The organism is Microbacterium sp. T2.11-28, assembly GCF_950097975.1.
Classification (GTDB): Bacteria; Actinomycetota; Actinomycetes; order Actinomycetales; family Microbacteriaceae; genus Microbacterium.
Map to the genome: position 1 here is coordinate 280388 of NZ_CATNHF010000001.1, position 12308 is coordinate 292695.

Consider the following 12308-nt stretch of genomic DNA (forward strand, 5'->3'; position numbering starts at 1 on the left):
GGGCCTTCGTCATATCTGCGTGCGAGTGCGTCAGCCCAGGTGGGTCAGGCGGCCTGCGAGCAGCGTGGCCGCGACGCGGGTGCCGCGCATCTCCGGCTCGCCGGCGGTGAGCGGGTCGCGGTCGATGACGGCGAGGTCGGCCACCATGCCCGGCTGGAGCGCGCTCCCCGTCGCGGACCCGCCCTCGGTGGACGCTGCCAGGGCCGTCGCCGCGTCGAGTCCCTGCTCGGGGCGCCAGGCCGGCCTCCCATCGCGCGTGCGGTGCACGGCGGCCGCCATCGCCGCCCACGGATCCAGCGGTGAGACGGGGGCGTCGGACCCGAACAGAAGGTTCGCCCCGGCGTCGGCGAGGGCGCGCAGCGGGTACGGCAGGGCGGTCTGCTCGGCCCAGATCGAGTCCGTCATGTCCCGGTCGTCGATCGCATGCTCGGGCTGGACGCTCGCTCCGACCCCGAGGCGCGCGAACCGTGCGAGGTCGGCGTGGGCGACCAGCTGGGCATGCTCGATCGTGCCGTGGGCGCCCGTGGCCGCGAACGCATCGAGGGCATGGGTGTTCGCGAGGTCGCCGATGGCGTGCACCGCGCAGGCGAAACCCGCTCCCGTGGCGCGGGTCATGAGCTCCTGGAGCTCGTGCGGCGGCACCGTGAGGACACCGTGGTTGTGGGGATCGCCCGGGTAGGCGTGCGAGCACGCCGCGGTGCGCGTGCCCAGCGAGCCGTCCGTGATGACCTTGAACGGCCCCATGCGCACGAGCCCTGCGGGATCGAGCGCGTCGCCGGTCTCCAGCCCCTCGCCGATCGCGCGTTCCAGCAGTGCCGGATAGACGCCGAACGAGACGCGTGTCGCGTCGAAACCCGCGGAGAGGCGTCGCGCCCACGCCTCGGCGTTCCAGGCCATGTCGAGATCGACCACGCCGACGATGCCGCGGGACGCGGCCTCGCCGAGCGCCCGCGCGACGAGCGCGTCGCCGACGGCGGGGTCTGCCGCGTTCAGCCGCCGCGAGATCTCGAAGGCCGGCTCCTCGCGCAGCACCCCGTCCGGCGCGGAGAAGCCCTCTCGACGGAGCGCCGCCGAGTTCAGCCAGACGCTGTGGACATCGGCGTTGATGAGATACGTCGGCACCTCGCCGGTGACGGCGTCGAGGACCTCCAGCGTCATCGCGTCCGGCCAGAGCGCATCGCGGAAGCCGGTGCCCACCTTCCGTCCGTCGCCCAGTACGTCTGCCGACGCCATGAGAGCCGCAGCCTCGGCGGCGGTGCGCGCCGCACCGAGGTCCTGGCGCTGCGCCACGAGCGCCCACTGGACCGTGTGGACGTGGTGGTCCCACAGGCCCGGGATGAGCCACATTCCAGAGGCGTCCAGCACGCGGCCCGCGCGCGGGAGAGCGCCTGCCGGCGCGATGTCCACGATCCCGCCGTCGCGCAGGTGCACGTCGACGGGGTCGTCGCCGAAGGGGTCCAGACGATCGGCGCCGGTCAGGCGCACCCCGGCGATGACTGCGGGCTCGTCGCCCCGCGCGAGGCTCATCGCGCGCTCCGCGCCTCGCGCAGCGCGTCGTGCGCGCGGCGCATCTCGCCGGCCAGCCGCGGGTCGGCATAGGGGCTCGCGCCCGCCTCCAGCTCTTGCACGATCGTGTCCACGACCTCGTCGGGGCGGTTCTGGCTGAGCTTGCGCTTGGCCACCACCCTGGTCGGGGTCAGGCGGAAGCCCACGGTCCCGCGCTCGAGGCGTCGGACGTACTCCGGGTCGTTGGGCGGCTCCCACAGCAGCCGCGGACCCGGCATCGACCTCTCGAAGTGGGCGACGAGTCGATCCAGCACGACGAGGTTCTCCTCCGGCGTCAGGATCTCCGGCACCCCGGCCAGGTGCACCGAGACGAAGTTCCACGTCGGAACCTCGGGACCGGGCGGGTACCAGCCCGGGGAGATGTAGCCGTGGGGCCCCTGCACGACCACCAGGAGCTCACGCTCCCCCAGGCCGTGGATCAGATCGTCGGGCTTGCCGACGTGCCCCACGATCGTGAGGTCGTCGCGGTCCTCGTCGAGGAGCACGGCGTAGTGCGAGGCGACGAGCCCATCGGCCGTGTCGCTCACCAGCGTCACCCAGGGATGATCGGCGATCACACGGCGGAGCTCGGCCACGTCGGTCATCGCGAAGCTGGGGTTCTGTCTCATGTCATCCTCACGGGGTCATCGCTGGCAGGACGGGCACCAGTACAGCTTGCGCGCACCCATCTCCTCGAGCACGATCGCGGTGCCGCACACCCGGCAGGGCAGCCCGGCGCGGTGATAGACCCAATGGCGATCGTCGCGGCTCGCCATGGCGCGCCGGTAGGCCTCGGGGTCGAGGTCGTCCATGGTCATCATCTGCCCGGTCTCGACGCCGATGGCGAGCAGGCGCACCCAGTCCCGCCACAGCTGGCGCACCGTCTCCTCGGGAACGTCGCGTCCGGGCGTGTGGGGGTCGAGCCGGGCACGGAACAGCAGCTCCGCACGATAGACGTTGCCGATCCCGCTCACGACGTTCTGGTCCATGAGGAGGAGCCCGATGGGCGTCGGCTTCCGCCGGACGACGGCGACGAAGCGCTCCTCGCCCTCGGCGACGTCGTCGACCAACGGATCCGGGCCCAGCTTGGCGATCGTGGCCTGCACCTCGTCGGGGGTCTGCAGTTCGCACGCCGTGGGGCCCCGGAGGTCGGCGCACGTCACCTCGGTCAGCAGGCGCAGGCGGACCTGGCCGACCACGGGCGGCGGCCACGTTCCGGCCTCGTCGGCGAGCCCTGTCGTCTGCTCGCTCATCCGCACATGGACGCGCGCACGCCGCGGGGCGCCGATGGAGCTCAGCGAGTTCTCGCCGGCCGCGTCGAAGACGGGGTCGAGGTCGGTCCCGCGCTGGTTCGTCTGTCCCATGCGTCCGTTGGCCGACGCGATGGTCGGATCCACGAGGATCTCCCCGGCGAAGTCCCACGCGCCGTACATCCCCAGGTGCACGCGCAGCCACAGGTCGTCGTCGAACTCGAGGAACATCTGCTTGCCGACCGCGCGCACCCGGGTGGCGGTCCGGCCGTCGATGATCGCGGCACCCTCCGAGAAGCGGCCCTGCGGACTGGACGCGCCGACGCGCTGACCGACGATGTTCCGATCGAACTGACGCGCGATGCGGTGGACCGAATGCCCCTCGGGCATCAGACCGCGCGGGGGTCGGGAGCGAGGGTCCCGTCGGTCTCGTACGCCGCGAGCTGCGCGATGCGGCGCGCGTGGCGCTCCTCGCCGGGGAACGGCGTCGCGATGAAGCGGTCGATGAACGAAACGGCCTCGTCGAACGTGTGCTGACGCGCACCGATGGCGATGACGTTCGCATCGTTGTGCTCACGAGCGAGCTCCGCCGTCGCGAGGTTCCACACCAGGGCGGCGCGCACGCCGCGGACCTTGTTGGCGGCGATCTGCTCGCCGTTGCCCGAGCCGCCGAACACCACTCCCAGGGTCTCGACGCCCGCCGTCTGATCGCGCACGACCGCCTCGGCGGCCCGGATGCAGAACGCGGGATAGTCATCGAGCGGATCGAACTCGATCGGCCCGTGGTCGACGACGTCGTGCCCCTGCGCGGCCAGGTGGTGCTGCAGCTGCGTCGAGAACTCGAGCCCCGCGTGATCGGTGGCGATGTGGATGCGCATGGCTCCATCCTAGGAGCGCGGAGAGGGCCTCAGTCGCCGATATGATGATTCCATCATGTCACTAACTCCGCGGCAGCGTCCGCTCTACGAGGTGAAGGCGAACCTCTTCAAAGGCCTCGCGCACCCGTTCCGCATCCGGCTGCTGGAGCTGCTCGCCGCGGCACCGGAGGTCACCGTCGCCTCGCTGCAGGAGGAGACCGGTCTGGAGCCTTCGCACCTGTCGCAGCACCTCGCGGTGCTACGGCGCCATCGGCTCGTGCTCAGCGAGCGCCGGGCGCGGCACGTGTACTACCGGCTCGCCGACCCCGCGGTCGCACGATTGCTGGCGACGGCGCGCGAGCTGCTGATCGGCGTCCTCGTCGAGGAGCGGACGCTGCTCGACGACGCGCGCACGCTCCCGACCATCGGCGACGGACCCGTCGGATGACGGATGCGCCGATCCCTGCGGGCTCCTCGTGGGTCCGGGCGGCGGCGCGTGGGCGCGCCCTGCTGCCGTCGCGGGGCGATTACGCCGGGCTTCGGCGCACCTGGCGTGGCGACCTCCTTGCGGGCCTCACCGTCGGCATCGTCGCGCTTCCGCTGGCACTCGGGTTCGGCGCGAGCTCCGGACTGAGTCCCGAGGCAGGGCTGGTCACCGCGATCGTCGCGGGGATCGTGGCGGCCGTGTTCGGCGGGTCGCACGTGCAGGTATCCGGACCGACGGGGGCGATGGTGGTCGTCCTCGTGCCGATCGTCGCGGCGCACGGACCGGGCTCCGTGGTCGTGGTGACCCTTCTCGCCGGCGCGATGGTGGCTGCCGCGGGCGTGCTGCGGCTCGGCCGGGCGGTCTCGGTCATCCCATGGCCGGTGATCGAGGGCTTCACGCTCGGCATCGCGGTCATCATCTTCTTCCAGCAGGTGCCGAGCCTCGCCTCGGCGCATCCTTCGCCGGCCGGCGCGCACAGCGCCAACGCGATCGTCGCCGCATTCCAGGCGCTCGGCGACCTGGATGCCGGCTACGTGCCGTGGGCGGTCGCCGCCGCAGCGATCGTCGCGGCGATCATGTGGATCTCCCCCCGGATCCACCCGGCCGTCCCGGGGTCGCTCATCGCCATCGTGGTCGTCACGATCCTCGTCTCCGTGGCACCCACGCCGCTCGCCGTGATCGGCGCCCTGCCTGGAGCGCTGCCGGCGCCGTCGGTGCCCGCCGTCGATCCGGCCCTCCTCCCGCAGCTGCTCGTCCCGGCGGCGACCGTGGCGGCCCTCGCGGCCATCGAGTCCCTGCTCTCGGCCCGCGTCGCGGCGTCGATGGCCGACACCGGGCCGTACGACCCCGACCGCGAGCTGGTCGGTCAGGGACTCGCCTCCGTCGGCGCGGCGCTGTTCGGCGGGATGCCGGCGACGGGCGCGATCGCGCGCACGGCGGTGAACGTGAGGTCGGGCGCGCGCAGCCGGGTGGCCGCCGCCTTCCACGCCGTCGTGCTGCTGCTGATCGTGCTGCTCGTCTCGGGGCCCGTGGGCCAGATCCCCCTGGCTGCGCTGGCGGGGGTGCTGATGGTCACGGCGGTGCGCATGGTGCACGGCGGCACGGTGCGCGCGATCGTCTCGTCCACACGCGCGGATGCCGTCGCCTTCGTCGTCACGGCGACCATCACCGTCGCCTTCGATCTCATCGTCGCGGTCGCCATCGGCATGTGCTGGCCGGCGTCGTGGCGCTTCGCAGCATGTCGCGCGCCTCCGGCGTCCACCGGGAGGAGCTCGCGGGCGACGCGCTGCCCGGCGACGAGAGGATCGCGGTGATGCGGTTCGACGGTCCCCTGCTGTTCGCGGCCGCCGACCGCGTGTTCGAGCAGATGCGGGCGGTGCGCGGGGTCTCGGTGGTGATCCTGCGGATGAGCCAGCTCGAGGTCGTCGACGCGACCGGCGCACGGATCCTCGGCGACATCGTGCAGCTGCTGGAGCGCCGCGGCGTCACGGTGCTCATCAAGGGAGTGCAGCCGCGCCACGAGGGTCTCTTCCGCACCGTGGGGGTGCTCGCCTCGCTGCGCCACCACCGTCATCTCTTCACCTCCCTCCCCGACGCGATCGCGCATGCCCGCAGCCATGTGCGGCGGGAGGCGGCGTCCGCGTAGGCTTATCAGGTTGCCGCCGGCGCCAGCAGCGCCTGCCCTGGCATCCACCCTCACCCTTGGGAGACACACACGTGCCTGGAGAGAACCTCACTCGCAGCGAGGCGCAGGAGCGCCGCACCCTCGTCGACACGGCGTCGTACGAGGTCGCCCTCGACCTGACGACCGGACCGGAGGTGTTCCGCTCGCGGGCGGTGATCCGCTTCGCCGCCACCGAGGGCGCCTCGACGTTCGTGGACCTCATCGCGCGCACCGTCCACGAGATCACGCTCAACGGACGCACGATCGACCCCTCGGCGTTCGCCGATTCCCGCATCGCGCTCGACGGTCTCGCCGCCGACAACGAGCTGATCGTCGATGCCGACTGCCTCTACACGAACACCGGAGAAGGCCTCCACCGCTTCGTCGACCCCGTCGACGGCGAGGTGTACCTGTACTCGCAGTTCGAGGTGCCCGACTCCCGCCGTGTGTTCGCGGTGTTCGAGCAGCCCGACCTCAAGGCGACGTTCCAGTTCACGGTCACCGCGCCCTCTGCGTGGAAGGTCGTCTCCAACTCCCCCACCCCGGAGCCCGTCCCGGCGGGCGAGGGCACGTCGACGTGGACGTTCGAGCCGACGCCGCGCATCTCGTCGTACATCACCGCCCTCGTCGCGGGTCCGTACGAGGCGACGTTCTCGGAGCTGACGAGCGCGTCCGGCCGCGTGATCCCCCTCGGCGTGTACGGCCGCAAGAGCCTGTGGCAGCACCTCGACGCCGACTACATCTTCGACAAGACCCGTCAGGGCTTCGCCTACTTCGAGGAGAAGTTCCAGGTTCCGTACCCGTTCGCGAAGTACGACCAGCTCTTCGTCCCCGAGTTCAACGCGGGGGCCATGGAGAACGCGGGTGCGGTGACCTTCACCGAGACCTACGTGTTCCGCAGCAAGGTCACCGACGCGGTCAAGGAGCGCCGCGTGGTCACGATCCTCCACGAGCTCGCCCACATGTGGTTCGGCGACCTCGTCACGATGAAGTGGTGGAACGATCTGTGGCTCAACGAGTCCTTCGCCGAGTGGGCGTCGACGATCGCCACGGCCGAGGCCACCGAGTGGACCGAGGCGTGGACGACCTTCAACGCGATGGAGAAGACCTGGGCCTACCGTCAGGACCAGCTCCCCTCCACCCATCCCGTCGTCGCCGAGATCAACGACCTCGAAGACGTGCAGGTGAACTTCGACGGCATCACCTACGCCAAGGGCGGCTCGGTCCTCAAGCAGCTCGCGGCGTGGGTCGGCATCGAGGAGTTCTTCGCCGGAGTGGCCGCGTACTTCCAGAAGCACGCCTGGGGCAACACGGAGCTGTCCGACCTGCTCGTCGAGCTCGAGGCCACGAGCGGCCGCGAGCTGACCACGTGGTCGCGCAAGTGGCTCGAGACCGCCGGCGTCAACACGCTCTCGCCCGAGATCAAGGTGGACGGCACCGGGACGATCACGCGGTTCGCCATCGTCCAGACGGCGCCGGCGGACTACCCGACGATCCGCCCGCACCGCCTCGGGGTCGGCTTCTACACGCTCCAGGGCGACCTCGTGCGCACGCACCACGTGGAGATCGACGTGGACGGCGACCTCACCGAGGTCCCCGAGCTCACGGGCATCCGCCGCCCCGACCTCGTGCTTCTCAACGACGGCGACCTCGCCTACGCCAAGATCCGCCTCGACGACACCTCGCTGCAGACGGCCATCGCGCACCTCGGCAAGATCAGCGACCCGCTTGCGCGCTCGCTCGTGTGGGGCGCCGCCTGGGATCAGACCCGCGACGCCGAGGCGTCCGCGTCCGACTACGTCGATCTGGTCCTGCGCAACATCGGCGCCGAGACCGAGTCGACCACCGTCCGCACCACGCTCGCGCAGCTGCAGCTCGCCGCGAACGCGTATGTCGCGCCCGACAAGCGCGAGGCGACCCGCGCGAAGGTCGCCGACGCGCTGTGGCGACTGGCGCAGGACGCCGAGGAGGGCAGCGACAGCCAGCTGCAGTTCGTGACGGCGTTCGCCTCGGCCGCGGCCACCCCCGCCCACGCGGAGCAGGTGCGCGCCCTGCGCGACGGCGAGACGGTGCTCGACGGTCTCACCATCGACGCCGACCTGTCCTGGGCCCTGCTGGTGTCCCTCGCGGCGGCGGGCGCGGTCGACGCGTCGGACATCGACGCGGCCCTCGCGGCCGACAACACGGCCAAGGGCGGCGAGTTCGCCGCTCAGGCGCGGGCCGCGCTGCCGACGGTGGAGGCGAAGCGCGTCGCGTGGTCGTCCCTGGTCGATTCGCCCGACCTTCCGAACACCGTCGTGCGCTCGGCCGCGCTCGGATTCGTCCACCCCGCCGGCGTCGAGTCGCTCACGGCGTTCGTCGACGCGTACTTCGAGATGCTGATCCCGATCTGGGAGTCGCGCACGTACCAGATCGCGAACTACCTCATCACCGGCCTCTACGCCGCCCCCCTCGCGAACACCGCCCTGCGCGACGCGACCCGGCGGTGGCTCGAGGCGAATCGGGACGCGGCGCCCGCCCTGCGGCGCCTCGTCAACGAGAACCTCGCCGGCGTCGAGCGCGCGCTGGCCGTTCAGGAGCGCGACGCGCAGTAGTCCCGCGCCACGACGACGAGGGCGTCCCCCTGCGGGGGGAGGCCCTCGTCGGCTTTCCGGTACCTCCGGCGGATGCGCCGTGCCCGCGGTGCGCCGTAGCGTCGAAGCATGATCGTCGCAGAAGGCCTCACCAAGAGATTCGGGGACACGGCAGCCGTGTCCGATGTCTCGTTCACCGTCCAGCCCGGGAAGGTCACCGGGTTCCTCGGACCCAACGGCGCGGGCAAGTCCACCACGATGCGCATGATCGTGGGCCTGGATCGTCCGACCGCCGGTCACGTGACCGTCAACGGGGCGCCGTATCGCACCTCCCGCGCACCGCTCACGGAGGTGGGTGTGCTGCTGGACGCGAAGGCCGTGCACACGGGACGCAGTGCCCGCTCGCACCTGCGCGCGATCGCAGCGACCCACGGGCTCCCGAAGTCGCGCGTCGACGAGGTCATCGACCTCACCGGGATCGGCTCGGTGGCGCGGCGTCGCGCCGGCAAGTTCTCGCTCGGCATGGGACAGCGGCTGGGAATCGCCGCCGCCCTCCTCGGCGATCCGCAGACGCTGATCCTCGACGAGCCGGTCAACGGACTCGACCCCGAGGGCGTGCGCTGGGTGCGCCAGTTCGTCCGCTACCAGGCCGCCCAGGGACGCACGGTGCTGCTGTCCAGCCACCTCATGAGCGAGATGTCCCTCACCGCCGATCACGTCATCGTGCTCGGTCGCGGCCGCGTGCTCGCCGACGCGCCCCTCGACGAACTGGTGGCCGCATGGACGGCGACCACCGTCCTCGTTCGCACGCCGCGCCCCTCCGAGCTCGTCGAGGCGCTGTCGACCGCCGGCGTCACCGTCACCACCCCGGAGACCGGCGTACTCCACGTCGAAGGCGTAACTGCGGCGGCGATCGGCGACACCGCCGCGGCCGCCGGCATCCCTCTCCATGAACTCACCCCCACGGCCGGCTCCCTGGAGGACGCGTATCTCGCGCTCACCGGCGATGCCGTCGAGTACCGCACCGCCGACGTCACCGACCCTCACCAGGAGCAGTCATGACCGCCACCACCGTCACCTCAGAGACCCGCTCCCCCGTCGCCGCGCCGGCTCCCGCGGGCGCCCGTGCCCGCCTCACCTTCGCCCGGGTGGTGCGCAGCGAGGCGATCAAGCTGTTCTCGCTGCGCTCGACCTGGTGGTCGATCGGCGTCGCCGCCGTGCTGTCGGTGGGGATCTCGCTGCTCATGGCCGCGGCCTCGGCCGATTTCGGCCCCGGGTTCCCCCCGGTCCTGGCGATCGTGGCGCCGATGCAGTTCACGATGCTCGTCGCCGGCATCCTGGGGGCGATCGCCGTGACCGGCGAGTACTCGACCGGGATGATCCGCTCCACCCTGACGGCTGTGCCGCAGCGCGGGGTCGTCCTGGCGGCCAAGGCGCTCGTCATGGGCGTCTTCCTCGCCGTGGCCTCTGCGGCCATCTTCGGCCTCGCGGTCGTGGCGACGTCGGGCCTGCTGAGCACCCAGATCGACTGGAGCGACCCCGCGTCGTCGACGGTGCCGATCGGGTACGGCGTGCTCTCGATGACGGCGTTCGCCCTGCTGGGCGTGAGCTTCGGCTTCATCATCCGCAACGGCGCGGGCGCCATCGCGGCGACCGTCGGCCTGCTGTTCGTCGCCCCGATCGTCGTGAGCCTGTTCTCGATGTTCGGGACGGCATGGGAATGGGTCACCGACCTCGGCCAGTACCTTCCGATGAACGCCTCGCAGACGCTCACGAGCGTGGGCGCGGAGGACACCGTGCCGGCGCTGATCGCGATCATCGCCTGGGTCGTCGCCGGGCTGCTCGGCGCCTGGGCGGTCCTGCGCACGCGTGACGCGTAGAGTCGAGGCCGTGTCGACGCGCAGCCGCAGTGCGCCTCCGCTGGAGGACGACCTGCGGCTGCCGCGTCCGCCCGGGGCGATCCGCCGCTTCTGGTCCCGTCACCCCGTGCTCGCCGACGTCCTGCTGGCCCTGCTCGCGCTGCTGCTGACGCTCACCCCCGCCTCCACGTTCCGCGAGTCCGGCGGGTCGCCGCACCCCGCGGGCCTGCCGCTGGTCGTGCTGACGGTCGTCGCCTGCGGTCTGCTGCTGCGCCGCCGGCAGTGGCCGCTCACCGTGTTCATCGCCTCCTACGTACTCGCCGGCGCCTTCCTGTTCGCACCGACGCCGATCGGCTCCGTGCTGCTGCTGTTCACGAGCTATGCGCTGGCGGTCTACCGGTCGTCGCGCGACGCCTGGCTCGGCTTCGGGATCGGCATCGGCTCCCTCGCAGCCCTGGCGGGCGGGCTCACCCTCACCGGCGTGATCGATCTCTCGGTCGCCCTCAACAGCGTCGTCAGCGAGCTCATGCTGTCGCTGGTGGGCACCCTGATCGGCGTGAACGTCGGCGGCCGGAAGCGCTATGTCGAAGCGATCATCGACCGCTCCCGCCAGCTCCTGCGGGAGCGCGATCAGCAGGGACGGATCGCCGCGGCCGCCGAGCGCGCCCGCATCGCGCGGGAGATGCACGACATCGTGTCCCACTCCCTCACCGTCATCGTCGCCCTCACCGAGGGCGCCTCGGCGACGCCCGATGTCGACCGGGCCCGTGCCGCCACGGCGCAGGCCGCCCAGACCGCGCGCAGCGCCCTTCGTGAGATGCGCTCCATGCTCGGGGTGCTGCGCGATGATTCCGGAGGGGACGCGCCGCTGCTGCCGGCCGACGAGGACCTCGTCGCGAGTGCGGTCGAGTCGGCGCGCGGCGCGGGGTTCCCCGTCACCCTCCGCACGGCCACGACTCGCACCGCTTCCCGCGCGCTCCCCCGGCAGGTGCGCTTCGCCGTCGGGCGGGTGGTGCAGGAGGGGCTCACCAACGCGATGCGGCACGCTCCGGCCGCCACGTCGATCGATGTGAGCGTCACCGTCCGAGACCGTGACGTCCGGGCGGAGGTGCGCAACGACGGCGTCGTCGAAGCGCCCACCGCCGGCGGCTACGGCCTGCGCGGCCTGCGCGAGCGGATCGCCCTGGTCGGCGGCACGCTCACCGCGGGCCGCGTCGGCGCGGGCACCTGGCAGCTGATCGCGGAGATCCCCTGCGCCGACGACGAGCCGGACGACGTCCTCACCCTCGACGACGGCCCTGCCGATCCCGCGGCATCCCCCGGGCCCCTCCCTCCCGGCGGGCCTTCGTCGCCCGATTCCCCCTCACCCGCGGAGAGACCATGACAGACACGGTTCGCATCCTGCTCGTCGACGACCAGGAGCTCATCCGCGTCGGCTTCCGGCTCGTCCTGGAGGCGGAGCCCGACCTCGTCGTCGTCGGAGAAGCCGGTGATGGAGAGGAGGCCCTGCGCGAGGCCGTGCGCCTGCATCCCGACGTCGTGCTGATGGACGTGCGCATGCCGCGCACCGACGGCATCGAGGCGACCGCACGACTGCGGGATGCCGTGCCCGACAGCCGGGTGATCGTCCTCACCACCTTCGATCTCGACGAATACGCGTTCGGGGCGCTGGATGCGGGCGCGAGCGGTTTCCTGCTGAAGGACGCCCAGCGTGCCGAGCTCATCGGAGCGGTGCGCGCCGTGCATCGCGGCGATGCGGTGCTGTCGCCACGGGTGACCAGGCGCGTCATCGACAGGCTCGGACACATCGACACGGCGCCGATCGGTCCCGATCCGGCCGCCTCGCTGACCGAGCGCGAGCGCGACGTGTTCGTCGCGATGGGCCGGGGACTGACGAACGCCGAGATCGCCGCCGAGCTCTACCTCGGGGAATCGACAGTGAAGACCCATGTCGGTCGCGTGCTGGCGAAGCTCGGCGCCCGGGACCGCATCCAGGCGGTCATCCTCGCTCACCGGTGGGGGCACGCGGGCGTGCGGCGCGACGCGGACTGACCCCGCAGCGTCGGGCCGGTGG

General features: G+C 71.8%; 10 protein-coding genes and 1 pseudogene. 7 read left to right on the plus strand and 4 right to left on the minus strand.

Annotation, left to right across the window (positions count from 1 at the left end; genetic code table 11):
- Positions 1 to 30: 30 nt before the first annotated feature.
- The 4 genes from QQZ13_RS01370 to QQZ13_RS01385 are packed head-to-tail and all read right to left on the minus strand — an operon-like array spanning position 31 to position 3673.
- Entirely contained in the window at positions 31 to 1527 is a 1497-nt protein-coding gene (locus QQZ13_RS01370; RefSeq protein ID WP_284527334.1) for an amidohydrolase, read from the minus strand.
- Complete coding sequence (locus QQZ13_RS01375; protein WP_284527335.1) at positions 1524 to 2174, minus strand: FMN-binding negative transcriptional regulator; 651 nt, start codon at positions 2172 to 2174, stop codon at positions 1524 to 1526. Before QQZ13_RS01375 ends, QQZ13_RS01370 begins: the two co-directional genes overlap by 4 nt.
- 15 nt (positions 2175 to 2189) lie before the next feature.
- Positions 2190 to 3185 carry an Fpg/Nei family DNA glycosylase gene (locus QQZ13_RS01380; RefSeq protein WP_284527336.1) on the minus strand — a complete coding sequence of 332 codons (996 nt, stop codon included), beginning with the start codon at positions 3183 to 3185 and terminating at the stop codon, positions 2190 to 2192.
- Positions 3185 to 3673 (minus strand): ribose-5-phosphate isomerase, encoded by a 489-nt coding sequence (locus QQZ13_RS01385; protein WP_284527337.1) that lies wholly within the window; start codon positions 3671 to 3673, stop codon positions 3185 to 3187. Before QQZ13_RS01385 ends, QQZ13_RS01380 begins: the two co-directional genes overlap by 1 nt.
- Before the next feature lie 55 nt (positions 3674 to 3728).
- Between QQZ13_RS01385 and QQZ13_RS01390 the strand changes: the two genes are divergently transcribed.
- From QQZ13_RS01390 to QQZ13_RS01420, 7 genes and pseudogenes are all read left to right on the plus strand, one after another.
- Positions 3729 to 4100: a helix-turn-helix transcriptional regulator gene (locus tag QQZ13_RS01390; RefSeq protein WP_284527338.1), complete on the plus strand. Its 372-nt coding sequence runs from the start codon at positions 3729 to 3731 to the stop codon at positions 4098 to 4100.
- A pseudogene (locus tag QQZ13_RS01395) lies at positions 4097 to 5784 on the plus strand (SulP family inorganic anion transporter). The gene QQZ13_RS01390 and the pseudogene QQZ13_RS01395 overlap by 4 nt, the downstream one beginning before the upstream one ends.
- Before the next feature lie 71 nt (positions 5785 to 5855).
- Positions 5856 to 8396 (plus strand): aminopeptidase N, encoded by a 2541-nt coding sequence (gene pepN / locus QQZ13_RS01400; RefSeq protein ID WP_284527339.1) that lies wholly within the window; start codon positions 5856 to 5858, stop codon positions 8394 to 8396.
- Between the two features lie 108 nt (positions 8397 to 8504).
- Positions 8505 to 9437 (plus strand): ABC transporter ATP-binding protein, encoded by a 933-nt coding sequence (locus tag QQZ13_RS01405; protein WP_284527340.1) that lies wholly within the window; start codon positions 8505 to 8507, stop codon positions 9435 to 9437.
- Positions 9434 to 10255 (plus strand): ABC transporter permease, encoded by an 822-nt coding sequence (locus tag QQZ13_RS01410; RefSeq protein ID WP_284527341.1) that lies wholly within the window; start codon positions 9434 to 9436, stop codon positions 10253 to 10255. The genes QQZ13_RS01405 and QQZ13_RS01410 overlap by 4 nt, the downstream gene beginning before the upstream one ends.
- A 10-nt stretch (positions 10256 to 10265) precedes the next feature.
- The gene (locus QQZ13_RS01415) at positions 10266 to 11618 is read left to right on the plus strand and encodes a sensor histidine kinase (protein ID WP_284527342.1); all 1353 of its coding nucleotides are present in this window, start codon (positions 10266 to 10268) and stop codon (positions 11616 to 11618) included.
- Positions 11615 to 12286: a response regulator transcription factor gene (locus tag QQZ13_RS01420; RefSeq protein ID WP_284527343.1), complete on the plus strand. Its 672-nt coding sequence runs from the start codon at positions 11615 to 11617 to the stop codon at positions 12284 to 12286. The genes QQZ13_RS01415 and QQZ13_RS01420 overlap by 4 nt, the downstream gene beginning before the upstream one ends.
- Positions 12287 to 12308 lie beyond the last annotated feature (22 nt).